Raw genomic sequence first — 12329 nt, 5'->3', positions numbered from 1 at the left:
GCGGGATCGTGGGGCGGGCGGCGCTACCGGGTCAGGGGCAGAGGCGGCCCGGGCGGCACTCGGGGTCGGTCGGGCCGGATCCGCCGGGCTTGTAGTTGGACCACCAGATGGGCGTGCTGCCCGCGTAGACCACCAGGTTTCCGCTGTTCTGGATGGCCAGGTAGGCGCCCGGGTGGTACGGGGTCCGGCTGTTCCACACGGCGCGCATGGCGGCGTCGTACGCGACGAGGTTGCCGTCGGCCTGCATGTAGAGGTAGGAGCCGACGCCGTACGTGCCGACGGCCGTCCAGATGGCGACGTTGTTCTTGTACAGCACCACGTGCCCGTCCCACTGCTGGTACAGCACGGTGCTGCCGTCCGGCGAGGACCAGCTCTCCCCGCGGTTGAGCCCCGCGGTGCCGTAGATGACGGTCTGGTTGGCGTCGGACACCGCGGCGGCAGCGGCGGCGGGAGCACCCGCGGCCGGGGCGCCGTCGNNNNATCAGCACGGCACCGGCGGCGACGCCGACGCGGGGAACGAGGGAACGCGCGATTCTCATGACGGGCACTCTCCTGAAGTCGCTGCACCATGGGACGGGTACCGTGCCGCCGCTCCCCCTCGGGTTCGCGCCGGCCCGGCCAGTCTCACCGCGCGCGACGCGGCCCGGCAAAGCCCTTCGGCCTCCCTCGAATCCGGACGCCGCCGCCGTCAGTCCGCGTCCGCCTCCACCGGTTCCTCGGCGCGCTGGTCCTCGGTGCGGCCGAGGCGCCAGTAGCCCATGAAGCAGACGGCGCGCCGGTCGTAGCAGCGCTCGCCGACCAGGTGGCGGCGCAGTTCGCGGACGGTCGCCGCCTCGCCCGCGATCCACGCGTACGGCGCGCCGTCCGGCAGCGCGGCTGCGCGGACGGCCTCCGGGAGCGCGGGCACGCCCGGTGCGCCCCGGTGCAGCCAGGTGATCTCGGTGCCGGGACGGCCGGCGGGCAGGTACGCGTGCTCCCGCGGCCCCTCGACCTCGGCGAACACCTTCACCGGCAGCCCCGGGGGCAGTTCGTCGAGGATCGCGGCGACGGCGGGCAGGGTGGACTCGTCCCCCGCGAGCAGCACCCAGTCCGCCCCGTCCGGCAGCCGGAACTCGACGCCGCCGGCCTCCTCGATCGCCGGCCCGCAGACGATCACCCGGTCCCCCGGCGCCGCCGTCATGGCCCAGCGCGATCCGGGCCCGTGGTCGCCGTGGACGGCGATGTCGATGTCGACCTCGTCGGGGTCGTGGCGCTGCGCGCGCACGGTGTAGGTGCGCAGCACCGGGCGGACGGCGGGGTCCATGGCCCGCCAGCTCTGGTACCAGCCGAACTCCTCCTCGCCCTCGGGCGCGACGGGTTCGGTCTGCCCGGGGAGCGGCAGCAGGAGCTTGATCCGCTGGTCGAGTCCGCCGTTGACGAAGCCGACGAGGGCGGGGCCGCCGAGGGTGATCCGGGCCATGTGCGGGGTGACCCGGTCGGCCCGGACCACCTGGAGCGGGAAGAGCAGGAAGCGCGCGGGGGCGGTGGTGCTGGTCAGGACCGTCTCCTCTCACGGTAATTTAGGTAAGGCTAACCTATATTGACGCGTGTTCGCCCCGGTTCCGCCTTCGCCGCCCTATCCTCGGCAGGACACGCGATCGCGGTACCCGGAAGGGGTGGTGTCGGAATGTGGCCACGCGTCAACGGCCTGCGCTCGATGGAACTCGGCACCCCGGGCGGCGTCCGGGCTCGGCTGAACGCCCTGGCACTGGCCGGCCGCAAGACCGCCACCACCGGCCTGCTGGCGGAGTACGCAACGGAGGCCGAGGGCCTGGAGTACCCCGGCGAACGGCTGGCGCTGCTCGACGACGGCGGCGAGCCCGTCGGGGTCATCGAGATCACCGGCGTGGAGGTGAAGCCGTTCGCCGAGGTCACCTGGGAGCACGCCCGGGCGGAGGGCGAGGGCGACACCTCCCTGGAGGAGTGGCGCACCGGCCACCGCGGCTACTGGGAGCGGCTGGGCACCCCGGTGGACGACGGCACCCCCGTGGTCTGCCTGGCCTTCCGCCTCACCGGGCCTCCGGGAGCCCCCTCGGGACAGACCGGGTGAGACGCTGTCGCCGTGATGGAACAGCAGTCCTTCCGGACGCACCTGCGGCACGCCGCCACCGTCATCCTGGAACGCGTCCCCGAGCAGCTGAAGCCTGAGATATACGTCCTCGCCTTCAACGTCTGGCGCGTCGACGCCGACAACCGCCGCCCGTACGTGGACATCGGCTACAACACGGAGAGCCGGTACGAGGAGGAGACGCGGCGGGGTGCCGACGGATGGGAGGCCCGTTGGAACTACGCCTTCTGGATCCTCGAAGGCTTCGACAAGCTCGGCAACGTCCCCGAGGACCAGACCGGCGGCCCGCTCTACGAGCAGGAGGCTGGGCGTCCCCGCCGTGCAGTGCTTCCCCCACCTCGCCTCGAACGAGGCGTACTCCCTGGACCGCCGGCTGACCGCGGGACTCGGCGCCGACCATCCCGCGATGGCCCTGCTCGCCGCCGACTGCGAGGCCCTCGCCGCCCGGTACGGCGTCCCGCTCGGTGTCGCCGGCACCATGACCGTCACGGACGGGCTCAACCTCGTGTTCGTCCCGCGCGAGTTCCAGCCGGCCGCCGACGGCTTCGACGAGCGGTTCCACTTCATCGGCCCCTCGATGGGCGGGCGTGAGCAGTCCGAGCAGTGGTCGCCGCCCGACCCTGACGCGCCGCTGCTGTACGTCTCGCTGGGCACCGTCTTCAAGGGCCGCCCGGAGTTCTACCGCGCCTGCGTGGACGCCGTCTCCGACGGCCCCTGGCAGGTGGCGATGACCGTAGGCGACACGGACGCCGCCGCACTGGGCGCCCTCCCGAGCCGGGTACAGGTCCGGCCGCGCTTCCCCCAGCCGGCGGTACGGCGCCATGCCGCCGCCTTCGTGTCGCACGCCGGGATGAACTCCGTCATGGAGGCGCTGGACTACGGGGTCGGCCTCGTCGCCGTCTCCCGGACCCCCGAGCAGGCCGCCAACGCCGCCCGCCTGAGCGAACTCGGCCTCGGCGAACACCTGGACGCCGACCTGGTGAGCGCCGAGGCGTTGCGGGCGGCGGTCAGCCGGGTCGCCTCGGACCCGGCGGTCCGCGGCAACCTCGCGGAGATGCGCCACGCCGTCCAGCGAAGCGGCGGTGCCACCCGCGGCGCCGATGTGATCGAGCACTACCTGCGGTAGCGCTCAACCCCGCCCGTCCCATCGCATCCGAGCGACACCGGCTAGGCTCCGGCACGGCCGGTCCAACCCTGGTGATCGAATTGGCGGAGCCTGTTTCCGCGGTCGCGCTGATCGGGGGGTTCGGTGCGTTGATGCGCGGGCTCTCCACCCGCTTCGAGCAACTGCGCCACGGATACTTCGGCGTCACCGCGCCTGTCCAGCGGCTGGGCAGGGAGACGTCAACCGCTCAGAACGCGCAGAAGGTGGACGATCACCGGCCGTTTCTGGTCCACCTGATGGGGCCTGGGATCGGCGACGCGGGCGTGTTCGAGGTGGAGGCGGTCCTCGGCTTCACGCCGACCCATGCCGTGAAGGTCAGCGCCGGCTGCAACCGTGAGATCGACCACGCGGCCACCGCCCTGCTCACCGCCGCAGTCGTCGACGTCCTCGGGGATGTCGTCAAGGCCGAACTCCTGCGGGGGCAGGAGGCGGTGGTCGCCGGACAGCCCAGCGACCGGAGTAGGAAGTCGGCGGGGCCGACTTCCTACTCCGGGTCAGGGAGTGGTGGGTTGGCCGTGGGTGGTGAGGGCTTGGTGGGTGCGGGCGTGCTGGGGCGGGGCTGAGGAGGGTGGGGAGGTCGCGAGGGTCGGCAAGACGGGCGCCGAAGAGGTTGCTGCGGTGGCGGGGCGGCACGGTGATGCGGGCGGCGTCGCGTCCGGTGAGGGTGCCGCCGTCGAAGACGAGAGTGAGGCGTTCGAGGTAGCGGTCGGCGGGGGTGAAGTCGACGGCGAGGAGGTGGGTGACCGGGCGGTGCAGGACGGTCTGGGCGTGCAGGACGCGGATGGCGGCGCCGTGCGCCCCCCTTCTCGCCACCGAACGGAGAGAACCGGTCGATCGTCGGGAGGGTCCGCCGTGGACGACCTTTACGTGTTGTCATGGCTGGACCACTCTCTATGATCGGGAGGATCCCCCGTGATCATCAGGAAAGTGCTCCTCGCCATCACCGCCTTCGCGACTGCGGCAGCGCTCGCCCTAGGGGTCGGGACCACCGCCACCGCCGCTCCGTCCTCCGCTCAGCAGGCATCCGGCAGCCAGGCCGCCGCCGGCTACTACGGCTGGTACTACCTGTTCAACAACAAGACCGAGCGTTGCGTCGACGACAGCTTCGCCTACCAGTTGCGCGGCTTCGGCTGCAACTTCCAGTCCTTCCAGACGTTCTTCGTCGAACAAGGGGCGGACGGCTACTACTACCTGGGGAACCAGGCGACCGGCCGGTGCATCGACGACAGCGCCGAGTACGGGCTGCGCGGGTTCGCCTGCCACTACGGGGACTACCAGGACTGGCGCATCTACAACACCAACCACGGCGTCGCCCTCCAGAACAGGGCTACCGGCCGGTGCATCGACGACAGTGCCGAGTACGGGCTGCGAGCCGTTCCCTGTTACAACAACATCTATCAGGCCTTCGTGTTCGACCGGCCGTGACCCGATGTCGGCGTGATTGATCTTGCTTCCCGACCGGGCGCCGGCCTGATGGCCGGCGCCCGGTTCATCTCCGTCAACGAGGTCACCCCGCTTCGGGACCACCGCTCCCGACCTCCAGGAGCAGATCGGCCTCGACGTCCGACGGCTCCTTTGGCACCGGGGTCAGGGCCCACGGCCCGGTGCCGCCGAGCGCTCCCGCCACGAAGAAGTACTCCTCCCCGCCCACCAGCGCGGCCACGATCCGGCCGGCGCCGTTCCAGGTCACGTCCGTCTCCCCCATCCGCCACACGCTCGGGTTCCGCTGCAGGTGGCCGTTGTGGGCGAACACCAGCGTCCCGCCACGCCCCGCCTCCAGGCTCCGGATGGCGAGCAGGTTCCGGGCCATGATCTCGTCCCTGGTCCCCAGCAGCCCCGCGAGCCGCTCGCCCGGCTCGCCCGGCCGCGCCGCCTGGCGGTGGTACCGCAACAGATCGGCGCCCGCCGTCAGTTGCGTCCTCGCCCGCTCCCACTCCGCCCGCGAGGTGGCCGCGATCAGCTCCGCCGCCCTCGCGTACAGCACGCCGAGCAGGTCGTCCGCGACCGCCCGCAGCCGGTCCGCCTCCGCCGACGCGCCCGGCGACATCGCCGCGTCCAGCACCGCCTCCGCCCGGCTCCACCGCTCGTCGTCCCCGACCAGGGCCGCCACGTCCAGGTCGGTCCCCAGGTAGTCGCGGGCGTGTTCGAGGTACGGGCGCGGGCTCGGGGCCGTCGTGTTCTCGGTCGGGGCGTCGAAACCGTGGAACGCCAGGCGCTCCTCCGGCGGACGGGTGTGGTTGTACGCGCGCATCCAGGCGACCAGCTCCCGGTTCGGCTCCTGCTCGCCGAAGCCGTGGGTGAAGCCGTCGCGCAGCACGTCGTCCAGCGACCCCGCCCCCTCCCGGACGAAGGCGTCCACCGCCAGCGCCGCCACCCGGTCCGTCTCCAGGGCGATCGACCGGAAGCCGCGCTCGACCAGCCGCGCGCACAGTTCGTTGCGGGCCCGCCCGAAGGCCGGCTCCTGGTGGGTGGGCTCGCCGAACGCCACCAGGCCGCACGACGGGGGCAGGAAGTCTCGGATGTCCTGTGTCATGAGCCTCAATCGTATCCCTGAAAGAGCGGTTGAGACTTTTACGGTCTCAGCCCGAGGAACCTCTTATAAAGTCTCAAAGTGACCAGTAACCCCACCGGGAAGCGGAACCTGCGCCCGACCGACCTCGCACGGGAGCACGGGCTCTCCGCGCAGGCCGTCCGCAACTACGAGCAGGACGGCTTCCTCCCGCCCGCCGAGCGGACCCCCACCGGGTACCGGATCTACACCGAGCTGCACGCGACGGCGCTGCGCACCTTCCTCGCGCTCGTCCGGGCGTACGGGCACCGGACCGCCGGGGCGATCATGAACGCCGTCCACGACGGCCGGACCGACGACGCCCTGACCGCCGTCCACCGCGGACACGGCCAGCTGCTCCGCGACCGCGAAACCCTCGCCGCCGTCCGCGCGGCCGTCGACCACCTGACGGCGGCGACCACGCCCGAAGACCCCGCCGGCCCGCTCCCCCGCACCATCGGCGAACTCGCCCACCGCCTCGGGCTCACTCCCGCCACCCTGCGCGCCTGGGAGGCCGCCGGCATCCTGCGCCCCGCCCGCGACCCGGCCACCGGCCACCGCGTCTTCCACGCCGGCGACGTCCGCGACGCCGACCTCGCCCACCTGCTCCGCCGCGGCGGCTACCGGCTGGCGGACATCGCGGCGGTCGTCGAGCAGATCCGCACGGCCGGCGGCACCACGGCCCTCGCCGCCGCGCTGGCCGACTGGCGGCAGCGGCTCACCGACCGCGGACTGGCCATGCTGAACGCGGCCGCGCAACTCCACAACTACCTTGCGGGATGAGGGCTACCATCGCTCACATGCCCAAGCGGAAGCGCAACCGCCCCGCCCCCGTCCCGGCACTCCTCGACGCTCCGGAGAACCGCGCGCTGATCGCCCACCTCCGCGAACAAGCGACCCCGCCCAGCGGGCCGGACGACCTCACGCTCGGCCCCTGGCAACTGCACACCCACCCCGACGTCTGCGACCGGCTCCGCGAGTTGGCACCGCGCCACCCCGTGGACAACGCCTACGGCATGCCGGTCCTCGCGTTCGAGGGCGTGGCCGCCGTCGTCGCGGCCGGCCTCGGCACCCTGCTGGTCCGCCTGCCGAGCCTCCCCGAGGGCATCGAACCCGCACGCCCGCGGCCGCCGCTCACCGACGGCGAGTGGCGTACCGTCAACGCCTACCCCCACAACTGCACCAGTGCCGAAGGCACCGCCCGCCTCACCGCCCTGGTCCGCGAGGCGCTGCTGCACGCCCGCGACCTGAGCCGCAACCGGCCCCGGTACTGAGCGCGGCCGGTCCCGGAGGTCGTCCGGCAGGCGCCCGGTTCAGACGCGTTCGAGCGGGCGGTGCGGTGCCTGCGGCAACTCGACCTCGATCGCGTCGCCGGGGCGGATCACGCCCCCCTCCCGGACCACGCCCATGATCCCGGCCTTGCGCACCACGTTCCCGGCCTCGTCCCGCCCGACGACCTGCTTCAACAGGCCGTCCTGGAAACGGTCGATCTGCAGGCACGGGTTGCGCAGCCCGGTGACCTCCACCACCGCGTCCGCCCCGATCCGCAGCAGCGCGCCGGTCGGCAGGGCGAGCAGGTCGATCCCGCGCGTGGTGACGTTCTCCCCCAACTGCCCGGGTGCCACGGTGAATCCACGCTCGCCCAGGTCGCCGAACAGCTCCTCGTGGATGAGGTGGACCTGCCGCAGGTTCGGCCGCGTCGGGTCCTGCGCGACGCGCGAGCGGTGCTTGACCGTCACCCCCGCGTGCACGTCGCCCTCCACCCCGAGCCCGGCGAGCAGCGTGACGCTCTCCCGGTTCGGCTTGGTGAAGGAGTACTCCCCGTTGCTGCTGACCGCGACGACCGTTCCACTCATCCGTGTGCGACCTCTCGTTCCCGGCGGTGATCCACCAGCCACCCTAGCCCCCCGCCCCCGCGGCCTTCGTCGGCGGCGACGAGCGGGCCGGCTTCACGGCTGCCGGGGCTCCGGGACCTCGACGACGAAGAAGAGGAAGCTCATCTTGGTCGACAGGTGGTGGAAGTCCTTGGGGAACAGCTCCCGCGCGGCCGGGTCGGGTTGCGGCTCACTGAGGGTGACGAGGCGGAAGCCGGCGGCGGTGAAGGCGTCGGTCATCGCGTGCAGGGGGCGGCGCCAGAAGGTCACCGGGTAGGACCGCCCGTTGAACGTCCATTCGTCGGTGTAGCCGGTGGTGGCGAAGTAGTCCGGCCGGGGGTTCTGGATCGCGTAGTCCACGAACGGGTGCTGGACGGAGGCGATCAGGCGGCCGCCGGGCCTGAGCACCCGGTGCATCTCGGCGAGCGTGGGCCCCCAGTCCTCCAGGTAGTGCAGCACCAGGGACGCGACCACGTCGTCGAAGGCGCCGTCCTCGAAGGGCAGCCGCTCGCCGAGGTCGCCCACGTGCAAGTCGGCGTCATCGCCGAGGCGTTGGCGGGCCAGCGCCAGCATGCCGGCGCTGGAGTCGATGCCGGTGACGACGGCGCCACGGTCGCGCAGGTCGGCGGAGAGCGCGCCGGATCCGCAGCCCGCGTCCAGGATCCGGCGGCCGGTCACGTCCCCGGCGAGGGCGAGGACGGCGGGCCGGGCGTGGTAGGCGTTGAGGAGGTTGTTCTCGGTCTCCTCCGAGAACGCCTCGGCGAAGCCGTCGTAGTCGTTCACCCGGGCCGGGGCCGCGGGCTGGAGGGGGGTCTCGGAACCGCCGGTGGTACGGGTCATCGCCGCAGCCTAGCCCGGTCGGCGACCTGCCGCAGGAGAACCGTCGGGGACGGTATGACCGCGCACCAGGTGTTCTCGGTCCCGTCGTCGGCCGACCCCCAGGCCGCCACCACCGGGAGTTCGCAGTGCTCGCCGGCCCCCAACGGCGGCAGGGTCCACGCCATGCCGCGGTGGTCGCCGAAGTCGACGCCCCAGCCGTTGAACGACCGGGCGCAGACCTCGTCGAGCAGCGCGGCCCAGCGCCGGGGCCGTTCGTGCGCGTCGCCCGCCCAGCAGATCGCCTCCTCGTCGTGGCCGCCGACGGTGAGGCGGGTTCGCTCGTCCTCGACGGTGATCGCCGCCAGCGCCTGCCCACCGTCCCAGTAGGCGTCCGCGCCCTCGGCGAGCCGCGCCGGCAGCGACGCCTCGAACCGCACCCGCGTGAGCGCGACCAGGGCGTCGATCCGCCAGACCGCCGCCTGACAGCCGGTCAGCGGTCCCCAGGCCTCGGGGTCGAGGTCGGGGTCGTACGCGGTCAGCAACAGCTCAACGCGGGCCGCGGGGCGGCTCCAGCGGGCGACGACCGTGCCGCCGCCCGGCAGTTCGAACAGCTCGTCGGGCAGCGGCGGGAGGACGGTGTCCCCGACCGCCGTCTCGAAGGTCAGCGGGCCGAACGGCGTGGCGAGCGCGGGCCGTTCGACCGGCTGGAGGGCGGTGCGGGCGAGGACGGGGAGCAGCATCCGCCCACCGTACCGGGGGCCGCGTCAGGCGTAGGGGCTGTGCATGGTGAGCCAGCGGATCTCCAGGTCCTGCTCCAGGTAGTCCATCCGGTGCTCCCAGAAGTCGCGCATGTGCGGCAGGGCGAGGTGGGCGTCGAGGTCCTCCTTGCTGCGCCAGGCCTCGTAGAAGACGAAGACGCCGGGGGCGTCGCGGTCCTCGTGGAAGTGGTACTCCAGGCAGCCGGGTTCCTGGCGGGTCGGCTCGACGAAGGAGAGGAGGAGCCGGCGCAGGTCGTCGACGCGCTCGGGCTTGGGGCGGGCGGTGCCGACGAGGGTGTAGGGCTGGGCCACGGGGCGGATCCTTTCGAGAGGTACGAGCGATCTCGTACCTCGGGACGCTAGGCGACCGGGGAGGTACGATGCAAGTCATACCTGGAAGGTGGTGGCGATGCCCGACGACGAGGGACACCCGGACACGGCGGAGATCGAGCTCGGCCGGGTCCTCGCGGCGCTGGCCGACCCGCTGCGGCGGCGCGTCGTACGGGAGCTGGCCGCCGGGCCGAAGGACGGCGCGCGGACGTGCAGTTCGTTCGCGCTGCCGGTCGGCAAGGCGACCGTCACCTACCACTTCCGCACGCTGCGCGAGGCCGGGCTGATCCGCCAGGTCGACCGGGGCAACAGCCGGATGGCCACGCTGCGCCGCGCGGACATCGAGCGGCGCTTTCCCGGCCTGTTGGCGATCCTGACGGCGGAGGAGACGGACGCGGCGGCGGAGTGACCCGTCAGCCCTGCCGCGGCGCCGCGAGGCGGAACAGGACGTTGCGGCGCAGCGGCCCCTCGGGCGCGTCGGGATCGTCGAAGTCGTCCGCCGGGTCGGTGGTCATACCGAGCCGGCGCATCACGGCCTGCGAGCGGAGGTTGCCGGCCGTGGTGACGGCGAGGATCTCGGGCAGCGCGAGCGTCTCGAAGCCGAAGGCGAGGACGGCCCGCGCGGCCTCGGTGGCGTAGCCGTGCCCCCAGGCCGCCCGGGCGAGCCGCCAGCCGATCTCCACCCCGGTGAACGGCAGGCCGTCGTCCACCTCGTCCAGACCGGCGAACCCGATGAACTCACCCGTGGCCCGGACCTCGACGGCCCACCATCCGTAGCCGCGCCGGTCGAAGTCGGCCCGGAAGCGGGCCACGGAGGCGTCGCTCCGCTCGCGGGTGAGGACGTCGCCCAGGTGCTCGCGGACCTCGGGGTCCGCGTTCATCGCCGCCCACGGTTCGAGGTCGGACGCGCGCCAGCGGCGCAGCAGGAGGCGGTCGGTGTTCAGGTCGGTCATGCCGCCCAGCCAAGGTGATCACGCGGCCGGGGGCAAGCGGGTTTCGGCCGATACCCCGCGCCGGCGCGGCGGGACGTGACGCGGGTCACCGCAACGGCGGCGAACGGCGGGACAGGGAACGGCTGTGGAGAATTCGATTCGCGCCCGGGTGCGCGCCGGGGACGCGACGGCGTTCGGGCAGATCTTCGAGGATCATTCCGGCGCCGTGCACCGGCACGCGCTGCGGATGACCGGCGACTGGGCGGTGGCCGAGGACGTCGTGTCGCTGACCTTCCTGGAGGCGTGGCGGCTGCGCGAGCGGGTGGCGCCGGAGGGCGGGAGCCTGAGCCCCTGGCTGCTGGGCATCGCGACCAACGTCATCCGCAACACCCGGCGCGCGGCGCGCCGGCACCGCGCCACCCTGGCCAGGCTGCCGCCGCCCGAGGCCACGCCCGACTTCACCGCCGAGCTCGCCGGCCGGATGGCTGACGCGGAGCAACTCGCCGCCGCCAAGGCGGCGTTGGAGCTTCTGCGACCGGCCGACCGGGAGGTGTTCGCGCTCTGCGTGTGGGAGGGGCTGGACCACGCGGCGGTCGCCGAGGCGCTGGGCCGGCCGGTGGGGACGATCCGCTCGCGGCTCTCGCGCGCCCGGGCCCGGCTGCGGGAGCTGACGGAGCGGGAGCTGACGCGGTCACGCTCCGCCCGTTCGGCGGCCGCAACGCAACGCCCGCGCGGCATCGGACAGTTCACAGGTGATCGCGCGATCGCGGTCCGGTCGACGAAGGAGACGCCCCGATGAACGCCACCCCCGAGGACCTGTCCCGGCAGGCCGAGCGGGAGGAGCTGGCCCGGCTGCTGCCGGCCGCGGCGGCCCGCGGGCTCTCCCCGCACCGCCACCTCCTGCGGAAGGAACATCTGTTGAACGCCATCACCGAGGAGCAGCGACCCGCCACGGCACCCCGTCGGCCCCGGCTCGCCCGGCGCCTGGCGCTCCCGTTCGGGCTCGCCGTCGCGGCGGCGGGGATCGCGCTCGTCGCCCTGCCCGGCGGCCAGGACGGCGGGCCCGCCGGCTCGACCGGCTCGCTCGGCAGGATCACCAACGTGAACTACGCCCTGGAGCACACCGACGACGACGTGGTCACGCTCACCGTGCAGGACTCCTCCAAGCCCGTGGACACCGCCCAGCTCCAGCGTGACCTCGACAGCCTCGGCGTCAACAGTCGCGTGTACGTGGGTGATCCCAACTGCCAGGCCGCCCCGCCGACTCCCGCGCCGGGACCCGACGACGCCGCGAACAAGGACTGGTTGGAGAGCCGCGGCTGGACGATGGAGGGGGTGGTCGGCACCAATCGGACCGTCCTGTCCGTCCGTCCCGATCGGATCGCCGCGGGCACGCAACTGTTCCTGTTCTTCTCGCACGCCCCGTCCGGACCGGCGGGCGAGCTCACCATGATAGCCGGTCTGCTGGTCACCCCCGCACCCGCGTGCATGCCCGTCACGGCCTACCAGGTCCCGCCTGCGGGGTAAGGCCGCGTCCTGGGAACGGAGTGGGAAGTCAGCCGGTCCGACTTCCCACTCCGGGCACGGCCAGGGCTCGCGGTCGAGGCGTCGAGGCGCTCGCGGAGGGCCGCCGATCACCGGTGCCTTCGTCATGACCGGGCGGCCGGGCGACCGGGCGGCCGGGCGACCGGGCGGCCGGGAGGCCGGGAGGCCGGGAGGCCGGGAGGCCGGGAGGTCCTAGTAGCAACGCCGTTCAGTTAGGGCGGTCTGGGCTGCGTCAAGGGTCGGTTGTGAGC

The 12329-nt window shown here is 73.1% G+C and carries 17 protein-coding genes; 9 read left to right on the top strand and 8 right to left on the bottom strand.

Features of this window, described 5'->3' with window-relative positions; all coding sequences use genetic code 11:
* Positions 1 to 31: 31 nt before the first annotated feature.
* Together ABD308_RS19175 and ABD308_RS19170 are read right to left on the bottom strand one after the other, a co-directional pair.
* Positions 32 to 430 carry a hypothetical protein gene (locus ABD308_RS19175; RefSeq protein ID WP_344336141.1) on the bottom strand — a complete coding sequence of 133 codons (399 nt, stop codon included), beginning with the start codon at positions 428 to 430 and terminating at the stop codon, positions 32 to 34.
* 258 nt (positions 431 to 688) lie between these two features.
* A complete protein-coding gene (locus ABD308_RS19170; RefSeq protein ID WP_344336139.1) occupies positions 689 to 1489 on the bottom strand; it encodes a siderophore-interacting protein in 801 nt (266 codons plus the stop codon).
* Positions 1490 to 1666: 177 nt separating this feature from the next.
* Between ABD308_RS19170 and ABD308_RS19165 the strand changes: the two genes are divergently transcribed.
* The 4 genes from ABD308_RS19165 to ABD308_RS19150 all read left to right on the top strand — a co-directional run bounded on the left by ABD308_RS19165 (position 1667) and on the right by ABD308_RS19150 (position 4697).
* Positions 1667 to 2089, top strand: a complete 423-nt coding sequence (locus tag ABD308_RS19165) for an ASCH domain-containing protein (RefSeq protein WP_344336136.1) — start codon at positions 1667 to 1669, stop codon at positions 2087 to 2089.
* A gap of 337 nt (positions 2090 to 2426) precedes the next feature.
* Positions 2427 to 3233, top strand: a complete 807-nt coding sequence (locus ABD308_RS19160; protein WP_344336135.1) for a nucleotide disphospho-sugar-binding domain-containing protein — start codon at positions 2427 to 2429, stop codon at positions 3231 to 3233.
* Positions 3234 to 3304: 71 nt separating this feature from the next.
* Positions 3305 to 3835 carry a DUF6368 family protein gene (locus tag ABD308_RS19155; RefSeq protein WP_486327030.1) on the top strand — a complete coding sequence of 177 codons (531 nt, stop codon included), beginning with the start codon at positions 3305 to 3307 and terminating at the stop codon, positions 3833 to 3835.
* A gap of 349 nt (positions 3836 to 4184) precedes the next feature.
* Positions 4185 to 4697 (top strand): RICIN domain-containing protein, encoded by a 513-nt coding sequence (locus ABD308_RS19150; protein ID WP_344336132.1) that lies wholly within the window; start codon positions 4185 to 4187, stop codon positions 4695 to 4697.
* An 82-nt stretch (positions 4698 to 4779) separates the two neighbouring features.
* Here the strand turns inward: ABD308_RS19150 and ABD308_RS19145 are convergent, their stop codons facing one another.
* Complete coding sequence (locus ABD308_RS19145) at positions 4780 to 5805, bottom strand: erythromycin esterase family protein (RefSeq protein WP_344336129.1); 1026 nt, start codon at positions 5803 to 5805, stop codon at positions 4780 to 4782.
* 78 nt (positions 5806 to 5883) lie between these two features.
* Between ABD308_RS19145 and ABD308_RS19140 the strand changes: the two genes are divergently transcribed.
* Together ABD308_RS19140 and ABD308_RS19135 are read left to right on the top strand one after the other, a co-directional pair.
* Positions 5884 to 6603, top strand: a complete 720-nt coding sequence (locus ABD308_RS19140) for a MerR family DNA-binding transcriptional regulator (protein WP_344336127.1) — start codon at positions 5884 to 5886, stop codon at positions 6601 to 6603.
* A 17-nt stretch (positions 6604 to 6620) separates the two neighbouring features.
* Complete coding sequence (locus ABD308_RS19135) at positions 6621 to 7094, top strand: hypothetical protein (protein ID WP_344336124.1); 474 nt, start codon at positions 6621 to 6623, stop codon at positions 7092 to 7094.
* 39 nt (positions 7095 to 7133) lie between these two features.
* Here the strand turns inward: ABD308_RS19135 and ABD308_RS19130 are convergent, their stop codons facing one another.
* The 4 genes from ABD308_RS19130 to ABD308_RS19115 form a co-directional block, all read right to left on the bottom strand.
* Complete coding sequence (locus ABD308_RS19130) at positions 7134 to 7676, bottom strand: MOSC domain-containing protein (protein ID WP_344336121.1); 543 nt, start codon at positions 7674 to 7676, stop codon at positions 7134 to 7136.
* Positions 7677 to 7769: 93 nt separating this feature from the next.
* Positions 7770 to 8534, bottom strand: coding sequence for a class I SAM-dependent methyltransferase (locus ABD308_RS19125; protein ID WP_344336119.1), 765 nt, complete (start codon positions 8532 to 8534; stop codon positions 7770 to 7772).
* Positions 8531 to 9253 (bottom strand): hypothetical protein, encoded by a 723-nt coding sequence (locus tag ABD308_RS19120; RefSeq protein WP_344336116.1) that lies wholly within the window; start codon positions 9251 to 9253, stop codon positions 8531 to 8533. The genes ABD308_RS19125 and ABD308_RS19120 overlap by 4 nt, the downstream gene beginning before the upstream one ends.
* Positions 9254 to 9277: 24 nt before the next feature.
* Positions 9278 to 9583, bottom strand: coding sequence for a putative quinol monooxygenase (locus tag ABD308_RS19115; RefSeq protein WP_344336113.1), 306 nt, complete (start codon positions 9581 to 9583; stop codon positions 9278 to 9280).
* A 97-nt stretch (positions 9584 to 9680) separates the two neighbouring features.
* On the opposite strand from ABD308_RS19115, the gene ABD308_RS19110 reads away from it, so the two are divergent.
* Positions 9681 to 10010, top strand: coding sequence for an ArsR/SmtB family transcription factor (locus tag ABD308_RS19110; protein ID WP_344336110.1), 330 nt, complete (start codon positions 9681 to 9683; stop codon positions 10008 to 10010).
* A gap of 4 nt (positions 10011 to 10014) precedes the next feature.
* Here the strand turns inward: ABD308_RS19110 and ABD308_RS19105 are convergent, their stop codons facing one another.
* Positions 10015 to 10554 carry a GNAT family N-acetyltransferase gene (locus ABD308_RS19105; protein WP_344336106.1) on the bottom strand — a complete coding sequence of 180 codons (540 nt, stop codon included), beginning with the start codon at positions 10552 to 10554 and terminating at the stop codon, positions 10015 to 10017.
* A 124-nt stretch (positions 10555 to 10678) separates the two neighbouring features.
* Between ABD308_RS19105 and ABD308_RS19100 the strand changes: the two genes are divergently transcribed.
* Together ABD308_RS19100 and ABD308_RS19095 are read left to right on the top strand one after the other, a co-directional pair.
* Entirely contained in the window at positions 10679 to 11332 is a 654-nt protein-coding gene (locus tag ABD308_RS19100; protein WP_344336103.1) for an RNA polymerase sigma factor, read from the top strand.
* Complete coding sequence (locus ABD308_RS19095; protein ID WP_344336101.1) at positions 11329 to 12060, top strand: hypothetical protein; 732 nt, start codon at positions 11329 to 11331, stop codon at positions 12058 to 12060. Before ABD308_RS19100 ends, ABD308_RS19095 begins: the two co-directional genes overlap by 4 nt.
* Positions 12061 to 12329: the final 269 nt, after the last annotated feature.

Origin of the sequence: Kitasatospora putterlickiae (assembly GCF_039527695.1) — a bacterium.
Taxonomy (GTDB): domain Bacteria; phylum Actinomycetota; class Actinomycetes; order Streptomycetales; family Streptomycetaceae; genus Kitasatospora; species Kitasatospora putterlickiae.
The sequence above is the reverse complement of the archived record's forward strand: the minus strand, read 5'-3'. Positions and strand labels throughout refer to the sequence as shown.